Annotated in this window: 16 protein-coding genes; 6 read left to right on the forward strand and 10 right to left on the reverse strand. The window is 60.7% G+C overall.

Features of this window, described 5'->3' with window-relative positions; genetic code table 11:
• Positions 1 to 82: 82 nt before the first annotated feature.
• The gene (locus tag AO240_RS16500; protein ID WP_099237481.1) at positions 83 to 1,120 is read right to left on the reverse strand and encodes a fatty acid desaturase; all 1,038 of its coding nucleotides are present in this window, start codon (positions 1,118 to 1,120) and stop codon (positions 83 to 85) included.
• Between the two features lie 101 nt (positions 1,121 to 1,221).
• On the opposite strand from AO240_RS16500, the gene AO240_RS16505 reads away from it, so the two are divergent.
• On the forward strand, positions 1,222 to 2,226 hold the full coding sequence (locus tag AO240_RS16505; protein ID WP_099237483.1) for an AraC family transcriptional regulator: 1,005 nt from the start codon (positions 1,222 to 1,224) through the stop codon (positions 2,224 to 2,226).
• Between the two features lie 114 nt (positions 2,227 to 2,340).
• Here the strand turns inward: AO240_RS16505 and AO240_RS16510 are convergent, their stop codons facing one another.
• Positions 2,341 to 2,706 (reverse strand): response regulator, encoded by a 366-nt coding sequence (locus AO240_RS16510; RefSeq protein ID WP_099237485.1) that lies wholly within the window; start codon positions 2,704 to 2,706, stop codon positions 2,341 to 2,343.
• Positions 2,707 to 2,806: 100 nt separating this feature from the next.
• Here AO240_RS16510 and AO240_RS16515 point away from each other — a divergent pair, with 100 nt between their 5' ends.
• Positions 2,807 to 3,280, forward strand: coding sequence for a heme-binding protein (locus AO240_RS16515; protein ID WP_099237487.1), 474 nt, complete (start codon positions 2,807 to 2,809; stop codon positions 3,278 to 3,280).
• Positions 3,281 to 3,304: 24 nt separating this feature from the next.
• Complete coding sequence (gene uraH / locus AO240_RS16520; protein ID WP_058413040.1) at positions 3,305 to 3,715, forward strand: hydroxyisourate hydrolase; 411 nt, start codon at positions 3,305 to 3,307, stop codon at positions 3,713 to 3,715.
• 1 nt (position 3,716) lies between these two features.
• Here the strand turns inward: uraH and AO240_RS16525 are convergent, their stop codons facing one another.
• Positions 3,717 to 4,406 (reverse strand): Crp/Fnr family transcriptional regulator, encoded by a 690-nt coding sequence (locus AO240_RS16525; protein ID WP_099237489.1) that lies wholly within the window; start codon positions 4,404 to 4,406, stop codon positions 3,717 to 3,719.
• Between the two features lie 83 nt (positions 4,407 to 4,489).
• Here AO240_RS16525 and AO240_RS16530 point away from each other — a divergent pair, with 83 nt between their 5' ends.
• Entirely contained in the window at positions 4,490 to 5,017 is a 528-nt protein-coding gene (locus AO240_RS16530; RefSeq protein ID WP_099237490.1) for a DUF962 domain-containing protein, read from the forward strand.
• A 124-nt stretch (positions 5,018 to 5,141) separates the two neighbouring features.
• Here AO240_RS16530 and AO240_RS16535 read toward each other — a convergent pair whose 3' ends face one another.
• From AO240_RS16535 to dibA, 6 genes are all read right to left on the reverse strand, one after another.
• Entirely contained in the window at positions 5,142 to 6,122 is a 981-nt protein-coding gene (locus AO240_RS16535) for a sulfate/molybdate ABC transporter ATP-binding protein (RefSeq protein ID WP_058413037.1), read from the reverse strand.
• A gap of 3 nt (positions 6,123 to 6,125) precedes the next feature.
• Positions 6,126 to 6,998, reverse strand: a complete 873-nt coding sequence (cysW, locus tag AO240_RS16540; RefSeq protein WP_058413036.1) for a sulfate ABC transporter permease subunit CysW — start codon at positions 6,996 to 6,998, stop codon at positions 6,126 to 6,128.
• A 13-nt stretch (positions 6,999 to 7,011) separates the two neighbouring features.
• On the reverse strand, positions 7,012 to 7,830 hold the full coding sequence (gene cysT, locus AO240_RS16545) for a sulfate ABC transporter permease subunit CysT (RefSeq protein ID WP_058413035.1): 819 nt from the start codon (positions 7,828 to 7,830) through the stop codon (positions 7,012 to 7,014).
• 244 nt (positions 7,831 to 8,074) lie between these two features.
• Positions 8,075 to 9,085, reverse strand: a complete 1,011-nt coding sequence (locus AO240_RS16550; protein ID WP_058413034.1) for a sulfate ABC transporter substrate-binding protein — start codon at positions 9,083 to 9,085, stop codon at positions 8,075 to 8,077.
• Positions 9,086 to 9,160: 75 nt separating this feature from the next.
• Complete coding sequence (gene oscA / locus AO240_RS16555; protein ID WP_010565387.1) at positions 9,161 to 9,343, reverse strand: sulfur starvation response protein OscA; 183 nt, start codon at positions 9,341 to 9,343, stop codon at positions 9,161 to 9,163.
• Between the two features lie 236 nt (positions 9,344 to 9,579).
• Entirely contained in the window at positions 9,580 to 11,490 is a 1,911-nt protein-coding gene (dibA, locus tag AO240_RS16560; protein WP_099237492.1) for a phosphodiesterase DibA, read from the reverse strand.
• A gap of 166 nt (positions 11,491 to 11,656) precedes the next feature.
• On the opposite strand from dibA, the gene desA reads away from it, so the two are divergent.
• Positions 11,657 to 12,841, forward strand: a complete 1,185-nt coding sequence (gene desA, locus AO240_RS16565; protein ID WP_099237494.1) for a delta-9 fatty acid desaturase DesA — start codon at positions 11,657 to 11,659, stop codon at positions 12,839 to 12,841.
• Between the two features lie 326 nt (positions 12,842 to 13,167).
• The gene (locus AO240_RS16570; protein WP_099237496.1) at positions 13,168 to 14,166 is read left to right on the forward strand and encodes a sensor domain-containing diguanylate cyclase; all 999 of its coding nucleotides are present in this window, start codon (positions 13,168 to 13,170) and stop codon (positions 14,164 to 14,166) included.
• A 238-nt stretch (positions 14,167 to 14,404) separates the two neighbouring features.
• On the opposite strand, the gene gabT is transcribed toward AO240_RS16570, so the two are convergent.
• Positions 14,405 to 15,682, reverse strand: a complete 1,278-nt coding sequence (gene gabT, locus AO240_RS16575) for a 4-aminobutyrate--2-oxoglutarate transaminase (RefSeq protein WP_099237498.1) — start codon at positions 15,680 to 15,682, stop codon at positions 14,405 to 14,407.
• Positions 15,683 to 15,705 lie beyond the last annotated feature (23 nt).

Here is a 15,705-nt window from a genome sequence, read left to right on the forward strand (position 1 = left end):
TGTTGATGACAGGGGCTGCTACGCAGCCCAACGCGAGCAAACCCGCTGGCCACAATAGCCGCGCTCGCCACACAAGCTGCACCTATACCTGCGGCTGCAGCCGATTGGCGCGTGCAAAGGTGCCGAAATCATTGAAGCGCACGCCCATCTCGGCCATGACTTTATGCGCCACCCTGGCGGTCATCTGGCGGATGTAAAACGGCTCTTTGACCACAAAGTGATGGATGCCGTGGGTGCTGCCGAAGTTGAAGCAGAACGCTTGCAACGGCCACATCCACCAGGGGTTCAATACTTGGGTTTGCTGGATCACATTGCCCAGCTCCACATCACCGTAGTAGTGCATGTTGGAGCTGACAAAGTGCAGGCAAAAGGTGCGCAGCACGTTGGGGCCGATGATCACCACGGCGGCGATATCGATCACCTGCATGACCTGTAAGGTGCTGGCCGACCAGTCGATGGATGTGCCCATAAGCATCGAGACACCATTCGCCGCGTGAAAGCCCAGGAACACATACCACGCGCCCCAATGCAGCAACGCCAGCGGTGCGTACACCAGCAACGCGCGCTTGAGAATCTTGAATTTGTGGCCCCACGTTTTGGCGCGCAGCACGCGGATGAGCGCCGACATCACGTTATCGCCGACCATCAGCAACCGCGCAAAACCCCAGGGTTCACCGTTGGTGATGGCGCGCTCTTCCATATCGGCTTCGGTGCCGGAAAATTTGTGGTGGTTAAGGTGCAGGTGCCTGCGTACCCACGGGTTGATCGTGCTCGGCCGCGCCAGCCACACCAGGCCCATCATCAGGTTGTGCGGCAGGCGCTGTTTGCGAAAATACATACTGTGGATCAGGTCGTGTTCCAGTTCGTGCGTCAGTGAGGCAAGAAAAGCGTTCAGCAGCAGGCACACCCACCAGGCCATATAACCGGTGATGTAGAGCGCCGCCGAGCCGAGCATGCCGAGCAGCGCAAAAGCGAGGATGCCCACGCCCAGCGCGTCCTGATGCTGCAACCACGGGTGTTGCTGGCGCAATCTAACGCCTTCGGCGAGCACCACTTCGCGAATGCGCGCCGAGCGCTGGTGTGCGTTCATCTGTTGGGGACTTGCAGAAGTACCGTCCATGCTCCCATCCTCTTGTGCAGTGATAGATGCATCCTGGCCCAAGCGGTGCGCCAGGGCACCAGCCCCACACGCCAACCTGTTGACCGCAAGCGCCAATCGCCATGACCGAACCCACCTCACTCGCCAGTTGGACCCGCGCCCTGCGCAAGCAGCTTGATGCCTTGGGCCTCGACAGCGCCGCGCTGTGCGCACAGGCCGGGCTCGACCCGCAGCAGATGGACGACCCCAACGCGCGCTACCCGCTGTCGGCGACCACGCGCCTGTGGGAACTGGCGGTGCAGGCCAGCGGCGACCCGGCGATCGGCCTGCGGGTGTCGCGGTTTGTCAGCCCCACCACCTTTCATGCGTTGGGTTATGCGCTGGTGGCCAGCGGCAGTTTGCGCGAGGTGTTCGAGCGCATCGTGCGTTATCACCAGGTGGTCAGCGATGCGCTGACGCTGGAGCTGAGCCGGGAGGGCGAGCGTTACCACTTTCGCTTACTGCAACCGCCGGGCAACCCGGCACCGGCGCTGGAAGCGATTGATGCGTTTGCGGCGATCTATGTGCGTACCTGCCGCAACCGTTTGGGCCGGGCCTACGCACCGCTGGCGGTGTATTTGCGGCGGCCAGAGCCTGATGATCCGACGCCGTGGCACACGGTATTTCGCGCGCCGGTATTCTTTGGCGCTGAAGAAGACCGCCTGGAGTTTGCCGCACACGACTTCGACAGCCATTTGGATGACGCCAACCCGGAGTTGGCTGAACACAACGAGACCGTGCTCAAGCGCACCCTCGCTCAACTGCAACCGCTGACCTGGGAGCGCAAGGTGCGCGCAGCCATTGAAGCGCAATTGCCGGACGGTGAACCGAGTGCCGAGCGGATCGCCCAGGCGTTGCATTTGAGCCTGCGCAGTTTGCAGCGGCATCTGGCGGATGAGGGTTGCCGGTTTGATGCGTTGCTCAATGAGTGCCGGGAAAACCTGGCGCTGTTGCACCTGCGCGACCCGCAGTGTTCATTGGCTGAAATCAGCCATTTGCTCGGGTTCGCCGATACCAGCAGCTTTAACCGCGCGTTCAAGCGCTGGACGGGGATGACGCCGGGGCAGTTTCGGGATGGGTTACGGTAGCTGTGAGGGCCTCATCGGGAGCAAGCCCTTCCGACATTTGAAATATATTCACAGGTCAAACATGTGGGAGGGGGCTTGCTCCCGATAGCGGTGGCTCAGGCACTACAACCGTGATCAGCGCCCACGATCGCGGCGTAAAAGCTTCCTCACGCGCGCCACCAATACCTTGTCCTCAAATGGCTTGAGCAAATAATCGTCTTCGTGCAATTCCAGCCCACGCAACCGGTCTTCAATCCCGTCCGGCGTGGTCAAAAACAACAGCGGCGTGTCGCCCTTCAATCGAATCGCCTGCTGCAACTTCCAGGCATTCAGGCCCGGCAACATCACATCCAGAATCACCAGGTCGTACTCGTTGCTTTCAACAAACCGCAGCGCCGCCATGCCATTGGCCGCCACTTCTACCGCAAAGCCGGCCTCGCTCAAACCCTGAGCCATGCGCCGCGCCAGTTGCGGCTGGTCTTCCACTAACAACACCTGCATGCCCTACCTCTTGGTTTGATTACAAACCTGTCATTGAATTGTTCGGCTTTTGACGCCGTTCACTGGCTAACGTGGCCGCCTGCCGTTTGGAGGTTTCACCATGTTTCGCATTGCTTTATGCCTGAGCCTTGGCCTCAGCAACGTCGCCCTGGCAGCGCCGCAATTGCCGCGCCACGCCGACTTGAATTTGCACACCGCGCAACAACTCGCCGACGCCGGGCTGGCCCATTGCAGCGCGGCGCTGACCGTACTCGACCGTGGCGGCAACCTGTTGCTGAGCCTGCGGGCCGATGGCGTCGGCCCTCACAACAGCGACGCCAGCCAGCGCAAGGCGTACACGGCGCTGTCGACAAAAACCGCAACCCGCTTGTTCGCCGAGCGCGCCCGCAATAACCCCGAGGCAACCAACCTTAACAGCTTGCCCCAATTGCTGTTGCTCGGTGGTGGCGTGCCGTTATTTGAAGGCGCAGAACTGGTCGGTGCCCTGGGCATCGCCGGTGCCGGCGGCGCGGCGCAGGACGAGGCGTGCGCGGTGCAGGCCGCCGAGCAAATCGGCCTGAAAATCACCCTCTGATCCCTTTGTTTAATGGAGACTTCGATGAAAACGCTAAGCATGACCCTCGCCGCCCTCAGCCTGAGCGGCCTGTGCAACCTGGCCATGGCCGCCGGCAACCCGCTGAGCGTGCACGTGTTGAACCTGGAGAATGGCCTGCCGTCTGCCGGTGTCAGCGTCACCCTGGAACAACAGGTGGGCGACCAATGGCAGCCGCTGTCCCAAGGTGTGACCAACCAACAGGGGCGCATCGCCGAACTGTTCCCGGCCGACCGCAGCATGAGCCCCGGTGAGTATCGCGTGGTGTTCAAGACCGGCGATTACTACAAGAAGGCCAACCGCGAAACGTTCTTTCCAGAAGTGCCGGTGATTTTTCAGGTCAAACAGGCCGACCAGCATTACCACATCCCGCTGCTGCTGAGCCCTTACGGCTTCTCGACCTATCGCGGCTCCTAGTTCAAGCGGCGCCTGCGGCAGCACGCAGGCGCGGTAAATCGAGCACTTCAATTGCGCCATAACTCAAGTCGACAATGCCCTGCTGCTGCAACGCTTTGAGCAAGGCATTGGTGGTTTGGCGCGACACGCCGAGCATCGCGGCCAGGTCCTCCTGGGGCAGTTGCAACACGCGCCGCGCCGGGGTTGTTTCGCCGTAGCCTTCGGCGATCATCAACAAACGGTGGGCAAGCCGCTGGGCTGCAGGCATCAGGCTCATCTGCTCGATGTTGATCAACGACAGGCGCAACTTGTGGCTCATCAGCAAGGCCATGTCCCGCCAATAGACCGGGCGGTTGTCGAGTATTTTGAGCAGCGCCGACTGCGGCACTTGCAACAGCGTGCAAGCGCCGACGGCCATTGCGTCGTGGGTACGCGGCAAACCGTCGAACAGGCAGATTTCACCGAACCAGTGAGGCGGCTCAACCAGGCTCAACACCGCTTCCTTGCCCTGTGCGCTGACCGCGCTGATACGCACGGTGCCCTGCAATACCGCGTACACCCCGCACGGGCAATCGCCACGCTTGAACAGCGCCTGCCCCGCCGTCAGCACCTGCAGGCGCGCCGCGGCCAACAGGCTATCCTGAAGCTCGGCAGACAAGTGGCTGAACCAATGCCCGCTGGCCAGTTGGGCGTACCATTTAGCCGCAATCATGAGCACTCCGAAGATTGTCGCCCACCTGACAGTCAGGCGCAGGCTGGCAGGGCATGATCAAGCATCCTACAGGAGGAACAACAATGAAAAGCCTCGTCGACCACCTCAGTCAATACGCCGCGTACCACCGCGACCCACGCAATATCGCCAGCCACTTTATCGGCATCCCGCTGATTGTGGTCGCCGTAGCAGTGCTGCTGTCACGCCCCGAATGGGCGCTGGGCGGGTTATGGCTGTCGCCGGCGGTGATTGTGGCGCTGTGTTCGGCATGGTTTTACCTGCGCCTGGAACGAGCGCTCGGCGTGCTGATGACGCTGTTGATGGGGTTGTCGGTGTGGGTCGGGCATGTGCTGGCAGCGCAAAGCACGCTGGTGTGGCTCAGCAGCGGCATCGGCCTGTTTGTGGTGGGCTGGGTGATTCAGTTTGTCGGCCACTATTACGAGGGCAAGAAGCCTGCCTTTATAGATGACGTGTCGGGGCTGATCGTCGGGCCGTTGTTTGTGGTGGCGGAATTGGCGTTTTTGCTGGGATTGCGGCAGGGCCTGAAGCAGCAGATAGAAGCCCGTTGCGGGCCGGTAACGCGCCATGATCCAAGGGCTAAACCGGTCTGAAATGTGGGAGGGGGCTTGCTCCCGATGGCGGTAAATCAGTACCCGTTGTATCAACTGATACACCGCTATCGGGAGCAAGCCCCCTGCTACAAAAGCCCATTCCCACGCAGGTTGTGCAGTGGGTTCAGGCTTTTTGCCACACCTTGGGTTTGAAGAAGAGCGTTTCACCGCGCGCCAGGCCGGTCAGGCTGTCGTGGTCTTTCACCACTTCGGCTTCAATCAGCTCACTCTGGCCTTCGACCTTCAGGGTCACGCGGGTCGTGGCGCCCAGCGGGCGAATGTCGCGCACTTCAGCCGCGTGGTGGTCCTCCAGCTCATGGCGCGACAGCGACACTTCGTGAGGGCGGAACAATAGGTGCTGGTCTTCGCCCAAATGCAGGCGGTTGGAGTCACCGAGGAAGTGGTACACAAAGTCGCTGGCCGGGTTTTCGTAGACGTCGCCCGGTGAGCCGATTTGCTCGATCACGCCCTTGTTCATCACCACGATACGGTCGGCAACCTCCATGGCCTCTTCCTGGTCGTGGGTCACGAATACCGAGGTCAAGTTGATGTCTTCGTGCAGGCGCGCCAGCCAGCGGCGCAGCTCTTTACGCACCTTGGCATCCAGCGCGCCGAACGGCTCATCCAGCAGCAGCACTTTGGGCTCTACCGCCAGCGCGCGGGCCAGGGCGATACGCTGGCGTTGACCACCGGACAGTTGCTCCGGGTAGCGATCAGACAACCAGTCGAGCTGCACCATGTTCAGCAGTTCGTGGACTTTTACCGCGATCTGGCTTTCGCTCGGGCGCTGGTTTTTCGGCTTCATGCGCAAGCCGAAAGCCACGTTGTCGAACACGGTCATGTGGCGGAACAGCGCGTAGTGCTGGAACACGAAACCGACGTTGCGATCACGCACGTCATGGCCGGACACGTCTTCGCCATGGAACACAATGCTGCCGTCATCCGGGGTTTCCAGGCCAGCGATGATGCGCAGCAAGGTGGTTTTGCCGCAGCCGGACGGGCCGAGCAACGCCACCAGCTCGCCACTCTGGATGTCCAGATTGATGCTGTTCAGGGCCTTGAAGGCGTTGAAATTCTTGCTGACATTACGGACTTCGATCGACATGACTTATTCCTCACCGGCGCTTTTGCGCAGGCGGTTGATACGGTTCTCGCTCCACTGCTTGAGCAGCAGGATGAAGAGCGCCAGGATCAGCAACAGGCTCGCGACAGCAAACGCGGCGACATGGTTGTATTCGTTGTAGAGGATCTCGACATGCAGCGGCAGCGTGTTGGTCACGCCGCGAATGTGCCCGGAAACCACCGACACCGCGCCGAACTCGCCCATGGCGCGTGCCGTACACAGCACCACGCCATAGATCAAACCCCACTTGATGTTCGGCACGGTCACGTACCAGAACATCTGCCAGCCATTCGCGCCCAGCAGCCGCGCGGCCTCTTCTTCCTGGGTGCCCTGCTCTTGCATCAGCGGGATCAGTTCACGCGCCACGAACGGCACGGTGACGAAGATGGTCGCCAGCACGATGCCCGGCAACGCAAACACGATCTGAATGTCATGCTCTTGCAGCCACGGGCCAAAGAAGCCCTGCGCACCGAACATCAGCACGTAGACCAGGCCCGCGATCACCGGCGACACCGAGAACGGCAGGTCGATCAGCGTCACCAAAATGCTCTTGCCACGGAACGAGTACTTGCTGACGCACCAGGCGGCGCTGACGCCGAACACCACGTTGAGCGGCACCGAAATCGCCACGGCGATCACCGTGAGCTTGAGGGCTGACAGCGCGTCGGGCTCCAGGATCGCGGTGAAGAACGCGCCGAGGCCATTCTTCAAACCTTGGGACACCACGATAAACAACGGCAGCAGCAAAAACAGGAAAAACACCAGCCAGCCAAGGCCAATCAGGATGCGGCGCGACACTGCACTGCCACGGCGGGCAGCGTTGGCCGAGGACGCGGCGGAAATAGACGATTGGGACATGTTCCGCGCCTCCTTATGGACGTTCGATACGCCGCTGCAACAAGTTGATCAGCAGCAGCAAAACAAAGGAAACCACCAGCATCAGCACGCCAATCGACGTGGCACCGCGGTAGTCGTATTGGTCGAGCTTGACCATGATCAGCAGCGGCAAAATCTCGGTTTTCATCGGCATGTTGCCGGCGATGAAAATCACCGAGCCGTACTCACCGACGCCACGCGCAAACGCCAGCGCGAAACCGGTCAACCAAGCCGGCAACAACGCGGGCACGAGGATGTAGCGGAACACCTGCAACGGCTTGGCGCCCAGGCAGGCGGCGGCTTCTTCGATTTCGCGGGGGATGTCAGCGAGTACCGGCTGCACCGTGCGCACCACGAACGGCAGCGTGACGAAGGTCAGTGCCAGGGTGATGCCCAGCGGCGTGTAGGCGATCTTGAAGCCGAGGTCTGCGGCGAATTGGCCAACCAGGCCGTTGGGCGTGTACAGCGCCGTCAGTGCGATACCGGCGACAGCGGTGGGCAGGGCGAACGGCAGGTCAATCATCGCATCGATGATCTTGCGGCCGGGGAAGGTGTAGCGCACCAGCACCCACGCCAGCAGCGTACCGATAACGCCGTTGATCAGCGCCGCGTAAAGCGCGGTGCTGAAACTCAGTTTCAACGCCGCCAGCACGCGCGGTGCCGAGATGATGTTCCAGAACTGATCCCAAGTGAGTTGGGCGGCGTGTACAAACATCGCCGCCAGCGGGATGAGCACAATCAGGCTGAGGTACACGACGGTGTAGCCCAGCGTCAGCCCGAAGCCGGGTATGACGGGGGAAATACGACGCGACATAAGAGTCCTTGGTTAACGGGGTAGAGACCACTGTAAGAGCGCGCCGCACCTGCAAAGGTTAGCTCACTGTGGCGAGGGGGCTTGCTCCCGTTGGGTTGCGAAGCGGCCCCAAAACCAGGCGACCCAGAGGCATCAGGCGCATCCCGGGTACCGGTTTGGGAGCGCTTCGCACGCCAACGGCAGCAAGCCCCCTCGCCACAGTGAGTGCGTCACACAGAAAACTTGCTCCTGCCAGCAGTGTTGCTTACTGCGCCGTGTAGATCTGGTCGAACACGCCACCGTCATTGAAGAATTTCGGTTGGGCAGTTTTCCAGCCGCCGAAGTCTTTGTCGATAGTCACCAGGTCCAGTTTCGGGAACTGTTGAGCGTATTTGGCGGCCACTGCTGCATCGCGTGGGCGGTAGAAGTTTTTCGCCGCAATCTCCTGGCCAGCCGGGCTGTACAGGTGCTTGAGGTATTCGGTCGCGATCTCGGTGTTGCCCTTTTTCTCGGCGTTCTTGTCGACCACGGCCACCGGCGGCTCCGCGAGGATCGACAGCGAAGGCACCACGATGTCGAACTTGTCGGCGCCGCCGTCTTCTTTCAGCGCCAGGAACGCTTCGTTTTCCCACGCCAGCAACACGTCGCCCTGACCGTTGTTGACGAAGGTGATGGTTGAACCGCGCGCGCCGGTGTCGAGGATCGGCACGTGCTTGAACAGTGCTTGAACGTATTCCTGCGCCTTCGCTTCGCTGCCACCGGCTTTCAGGCCGTAGGCCCAGGCGGCGAGGAAGTTCCAGCGGGCGCCGCCGGAGGTTTTCGGGTTCGGGGTGATCACCGACACGTCTTTTTTGATCAGGTCGCCCCAGTCCTTGATGCCTTTAGGATTGCCCTTGCGCACCAGGAACACGATGGTCGAGGTGTACGGGGTGCTGGCGTCCGGCAGGCGGGTTTGCCAGTTTTCCGGCAGGGTTTTGCCCAGCTTGGCGATTTCGTCGATGTCACCGGCCAGGGCCAACGTCACTACGTCGGCGCGCAGGCCGTCGATGACTGCCCGGCCCTGCTTGCCCGAACCACCGTGAGATTGCTGGATCTTGACGTTGTCACCGGGGTGGGACTGCTTCCAGAAGTTGGTGAACTCAGCGTTGTAGTCCTGGTACAGCTCACGGGTAGGGTCGTACGAGACGTTGAGCAACTCGTAGTCCTTGGCAACGGCGGAACCTGCAAACACAGCACTGGCCAGTGCGGCCAGGGCGTAACGGCGAATCGACGACATAGAAGGCTCCTGAAATTCTGGGGTGTTGGCTTTTTCTTATAGTTGCGGGTCTGGCATGCGAATCGCCGGTGTCGCTTAAGCCGGTTTGTTGCCGGGGTTCTGCAAACGGAATTTTTCTTTGCGTTCGATTTGTACGACTTGGGCGTTGTGCACTGTGATTTCCACCGCGCCAAACCGCAGGTCGCGCAAGGCGCTCTGGATCTCACGCAAAATGGCTGCTTCGTCCTGGCCGTCGACGCTACGTAGAGATGCGCTCATGGTCTCGCTCCTGAAATGAATAGTGCCTCGCAGTGGCGGCACTGCTTGCGGCGTAGGGCGATAGTAGATAAGCGCGGATATTCTTAAAAATACTATTTAAGAATGTTTATATAACCAGAAAGAATTTTCTGGCTGGCTGTGGGGTTGCGAGGGGATTTTTGCCAGCAGCGCCAACAGTAACGCTGGAGTAGCTCCACTGTGGGAGCAAGCCCTCGCCCACAGTGGCCCGGTGTTGCCTATCGAATGGCTGGCGCACGTGACCAGTCAATCTGATGCGCCGGCATTGGGCGCCCGAACCAATACCCTTGGCCCATATCGCATGCCTGATCCAACAGAAACCGCGCCTGCTCGACTTGCTCGATGCCTTCGGCGTGCACCTGCATGCCCATGCTTTTTGCCAAGGCGATGACCACGCGCACAATCGCCGCGTCGTCTTCATCCCACGGCAACCCGGCGACAAAACCCTGGTCGATCTTGAGCTTTTGCACCGGCAAGCGCTTGAGGCGCAGCAGCGAGGAATAACCGGTGCCAAAGTCGTCGATCGCCAGTTGCAGGCCCAGTTCGCGCAAACGGTGCAACTGTTCAAGGGCCACTTCGGGGTCGTCCATCACTGCGCTTTCGGTCACTTCCAGCTCAAGGAACGCAGGGTCCAGGCCGGTGGTGTGCAGCACCTGAGCCACTTGCTGGTACAGCTCGCGCCGCGCAAACAAGCGGCTGGAGACGTTAACCGCGATAAAGCTCAGCGGCGCGCCGCCCGCCAGCCATTCGCACATCTGGCGGCAGGCCTGGCCCATGACCCAGGCGTCAATGTCGGCAATCAGCCCGGTACGTTCGGCGATGGGGATGAAGTCGCCCGGCGGCACCATGCCACGCTCCGGGTGCTCCCAGCGCACCAGGGCTTCGACGCCGATCAGGCGGCCACCGTGCAGGTCGTGCACCGGTTGGTAGTAGACGCGCAGTTCTTGCTGATCAAGGGCACGGCGTAACTCGCTGGCCACTTCGACGCGATTCTGCGCATGCGCGGTCAGCTCTTCGGTATACAGGGCGTAGCTTTCGCGGCCGGCGCTCTTGGCCTTGAACAGCGCGGAATCGGCATTGCGCAGCAACTGTTCGGCGCTCAGCGCGTCGCTCGGGAACAGGCTGATGCCGAGGCTGGCACTGATAAACAGCTGGTGGCCGTCAAATATAAAGGGCTGCTGCATGGCATCGAGCATGCGTTGCGCCAACGCGGCGGCCTGCACCACCTGTGAACAACTTTCTGCCAGTACGGCGAACTCATCCCCACCGAGGCGCGCCAGGGTCACGCCGGGGCCGAACAGGCCTTTAAGCCGCTCGCCCACCGCTTTGAGCAACTGGTCGCCGACGTTATGGCCGAGGCTGTCGTTGATGATCTTGAAGTGGTCCAGGTCCAGCAGCAGCAAGGCACAGCCGCGCTTGTGCACTTGCGCCGAGGCCAACGCCTGCTCGGCGCGGTCGGTGAACAACAGGCGGTTGGGCAGGTCGGTCAGCGGGTCGTGGTGGGCGAGGTGCGCCAGTTCGTGCTGGGAATCCTTGATGGCACTGATGTCGGAAAACACCGCGACGTAATGACTCGCCTCGCCCTGGTCATCCGGGATCACACGGATGGTTTGCCACTGTGGATAAATTTCACCACTTTTGCGCCGGTTCCAGATTTCACCGCTCCATTCACCCGTGCGCTCCAGGGCCTGAAACATTTGCTGATAAAAATTCGACGGGTGGTGCCCGGATTTCAACAGGCTCGGTTGCTCGCCCATTACGTCTTCGCGGCTATAGCCGGTTATCTCCATAAAGGCCCGGTTGACGTGCACGATCAGCCCCTGCGCGTCGGTGACCAGCACGCCTTCCCGCGTGCAATCGAATACGGCAGCAGCTTGGCGCAAACGCTCGCGGTTTTCCTGAAGAGGCTGCTGCAGCTGATGGGTGCGGGCAGAACGCGCACATATCAGGTAAATGGCCAGCGCGCTGAGCGCCACCCACACATACCCGAGCACCTCACGCCAGTGCCCCAGATCTCGTGGGTCATCGAGAAACTTGATCAATAAGTGGTTGCCGAGCTGAAGCCACACGATGGAAACCAGCAGGTATGCCAGCCCCACTCCCAAGGCACCTCGGTACGAAAACAGCATATAGTCAGTAATCCTTACCCAAAAAACAAAATCGCCCTACAAAGACTGCGGATTATAGAATAAGAAACATCCGGTCACTCCTATCTGAAAGAGCGGCTGGTTTTCTTTGTAGGCTTAGTGATAATGCGTGAGCTGTTTTTTACTTTATCAGAGGGCCATACAGCCTATGTGGTACAACGGTTTTCTTGACCTGTCAGCCTGGCAACTGGTTGCAGTCACGTTGTTGATGACCCACGTGACCATCATTGGGGTCACGGTCTATCTGCACCGATATTCAGCCCATCGCTCGTTGGAGCTGAATGCCGGCCTGAAACACTTCTTCCGCTTCTGGCTGTGGCTGACCACGGCGCAGAACACCCGCGAGTGGACCGCTATCCACCGCAAACACCACGCCAAATGCGAAACCGTCGATGACCCGCACAGCCCGGTCATAAAAGGTTTGTCCACGGTACTGCGCAAAGGTGCCGAGCTTTATCGCACCGAGGCGGAGAACCCCGAGACCTTGCGCATCTACGGCAAGAACTGCCCGGACGACTGGATCGAACGCAACGTCTACACGCCTTACCCGCTGCTGGGCGTGGCGATCATGGGCGTGATCGACGTGTTGCTGTTCGGCACCATCGGCATCACCATCTGGGCGATCCAAATGATGTGGATTCCCTTCTGGGCCGCCGGTGTCATCAACGGCCTGGGGCACGCCGTGGGCTACCGCAACTTCGAATGCCGCGACGCGGCGACCAACCTGGTGCCGTGGGGCATCATCGTTGGCGGCGAAGAGCTGCACAACAATCACCACACCTACCCCAACTCGGCCAAGCTGTCGGTGAAAAAGTGGGAGTTCGACCTCGGCTGGGCGTGGATCAAAGTGTTCAGCTTCCTGCGCCTGGCCAAAGTGCAGCGCGTGGCGCCTATCGCGCACCGCGTAGAGGGCAAGGGCCACCTGGACATGGACACCGCCATGGCGATCCTCAACAACCGCTTCCAGATCATGGCCCAGTACCGCAAGTTGGTGATCGGCCCGCTGGTCAAGCAAGAGCTTGCGAAGGTCGATCATTCGGTGCGCCACCAATTCCACCGTGCCAAGCGCCTGCTGTCGCGTGAAACCAGCCTGCTGGATGACCGCCACCACCTGCGCATCCAAAGCCTGCTGGAACACAGCCACGCCCTGAAAGTGATCTACGAGAAGCGCCTGGCGTTGCAACAGATCTGGCTCAAAACCAGCTCCAACGGCCACGATATGCTGGCCGCGATCAAGGAGTGGGTGCATGAGGCCGAGGCGAGCGGCATTCAATCGCTGCGCGACTTTGCGCACCAATTGAAGACCTACTCGCTGCGCCCCGCGGCGTTATAAGCGGGTATTCACAGCCCGAATGGAAGGCTCGGGCTTCCCGTGGTGAATGGGCTTTCTGTGGCGAGCGGGCTTGCCTGCGTTGGGGCGCGTAGCGCCCCTGAAACCCAACACCCAGGTTCATTAAAAAACCCCGCATAAACTACCGCCCCAGCCCCCTCGCGAACCCCAAATTTCGCTTTGTCACCGCTTTCTGACGTCAGTTCTTAGTCACCCCATTCACGGAACTTCACCGCATTTACCCTCTCTCAATGAACACTTCGCCATCATGGTGGCCCTTGTAGTGACCGCTGCTCCATCCTGCGGCGCGCCCAGAGAGAGTTGTGCCGATGGTTCACGAAAAGCCCTACCTGCCCGATACCCCGACGGCTGAAACACCCCGTTCGGCGGCAGCTACCCTGCTGGCGCTGATGCACGCCCAGGGCGAAGTCGAGCGGCTGAGCGAGCGCGAACAACTGCTCAGTTCACTGCTGGTCAGTGTGAATGCCGTGCTATGGGCAATTGATTGGGAAACCCGCCGCGTGCTGTATGTCAGCCCGGCTTATGAGCGGGTATTTGGCCGTTCATCGGGTATGTTGCTGGGCGATCATCGCGAATGGCGCAACAGCATCCATCCCGAAGACCTCGACTACGCCGAACAAAGCCTCGCCCGGGTCCTGGAGCAAGGCGCCGTGGAAGACCGCGAGTACCGCATCATCACCGCCGACGGGCAGATTCGCTGGCTGAGTGACAAATGCTATATCAACCAGCAAGTCGAACCCGGCGAGCCGGTGATCGTGGTCGGCATGGCTGAAGACATCACCGAAAAGAAACAGATGGAACTGGAACTGCACCGTCTGGCGACCACCGACGTGCTGACCCAAAGCAGCAACCGCAGGCACTTTTTCGAATGCGCCAACCAGGCGTTCGACAGCGCCTGCGCCCAAGGCGCGCCGCTGGCGTTCCTGTTGCTGGACATCGATGACTTCAAGGAGGTCAACGACACCTACGGCCACCTGGAGGGTGATCAGGTGTTGCGGCGTATCGCCGAGAGCGGTCGCGGCGTATTGCGCCGTGGCGACCTGTTCGGGCGCATTGGCGGCGAAGAGTTCGCCGCCGTGCTGCCCGGTTGCCCGCCGGCGATGGCATTGCAAGTGGCCGAGCGGCTGGGCAAGGAGATTCAGGCACTGAGTTTCAACTACGAAGGCCGCGCGTTTACCGTGACCGTCAGCCAAGGCCTCTCCAACCTGCGCGAAGATGACTCAACGCTGGACGTGCTGTTCGCTCGGGCGGATGTGGCCATGTACGAGGCCAAGCGCCAAGGCAAAAACCGCGTGATCGCCAGTTAAAGCGCTCACTCGTTGAGTCACTGTTGAAATGCAGTCAACTGTGGGAGCGGGGTTGCTCCCGATGGGCTCAACCCCCGATGCCTGATGGTCCCAAGGGCCTGCATCGCGAGCAAGCCCGCTCCCACAAAAAACACCAATCAGGCTGCCTGCGCACAACCAACCAGCCAGGAATGCGCAACGCCAGGCACAAAAAAACCCGCCGAAGCGGGTTTTTTCTGTCGATCAAGTCAGCCTCTGCTTACAGCTCAGAGAAGCACTCTTCAATGATCGCCAAACCTTTGTCCAACTGCTCGTCCGGCGAGGTCAGCGGCACCAATACACGCAACACGTTGCCGTAAGTGCCGCAAGACAGCAGGATCAGGCCCTTGTCGCGCGCCTTGGCGACCACGGCCGCCACGGCAGCAGCGTTCGGCTTGTGGCTGTCGCCATCTTCGAACAGCTCCAGCGCGATCATCGCGCCCAAGGCACGCACTTCGCCGATCACCGGGTACTTGGCCTGGATAGCTTTCAGGCCGGTCACCAAACGCTCGCCGACGGCTTTGCAGCGGTCCAACAAGTGCTCTTCTTCAAACACTTCCATCACCGCCAAAGCCGCCGCGCACGCAATCGGGCTACCGGCGTAAGTGCCGCCCAGGCCGCCTGGCGCGATGGCGTCCATGTATTCAGCCTTGCCGCACACACCGGCCAGCGGGAAGCCGCCAGCGATGGACTTGGCGAAGGTGGTCAGGTCGGCAGCAACGCCCATCTGTTCCATGGCGAAGAACGTACCGGTACGGCCAGCGCCGGTTTGCACTTCGTCGGCGATCAGCAGAATACCGTGCGTGTCGCACAGCTCACGCAGGCGCTTCATGAAGGCTTTAGGCGCGACGTAAAAACCGCCCTCGCCCTGTACCGGCTCGATGATAATGGCCGCGATGTCACGCGGCTCGGCGTCGTTCTTGAAGATGCGTTCGATGCTGGCGATCGCGTCGTCGACGCTCACACCGTGCAATTCGTTCGGGTACAGCGCGCGGAACACGCCGCCTGGCATCAAGCCCATGCCCGCCGAGTAAGGCACCACTTTACCGGTCAGGCCCAGGGTCATCATGGTGCGGCCATGGTAAGCGCCGGTGAACGCGATCACGCCGGCACGGCCAGTCGCAGCGCGGGCGATTTTCACCGCGTTTTCAACCGCTTCGGAACCGGTGGTGACCAGCAGGGTTTTCTTGACGAAATCACCTGGCACCTTGGCGTTGATCTTTTCGCACACTTCTACGTACGGCTCGTAGGCCAATACCTGGAAGCAGGTGTGGGTCAGCTTGTTCAGTTGCTCGGTCACGGCGGCGATGATTTTGGGGTGCACGTGGCCGGTGTTCAGAACGGCGATACCGCCGGCGAAGTCGATGAACTCGCGACCTTCAACGTCGGTCACGGTGGCGTTCTTCGCGGATTCAGCGAAGATCGGGTGAATCTGGCCAACACCGCGCGGTACAGCGGCTTCGCGGCGTTTCATCAGGGATGCGTTGGTCTTGCTCATAAAGTCCTCATTCGCCACTCATC

This window comes from Pseudomonas sp. ICMP 460, from assembly GCF_002723595.1.
Classification (GTDB): domain Bacteria; phylum Pseudomonadota; class Gammaproteobacteria; order Pseudomonadales; family Pseudomonadaceae; genus Aquipseudomonas; species Aquipseudomonas kitaguniensis.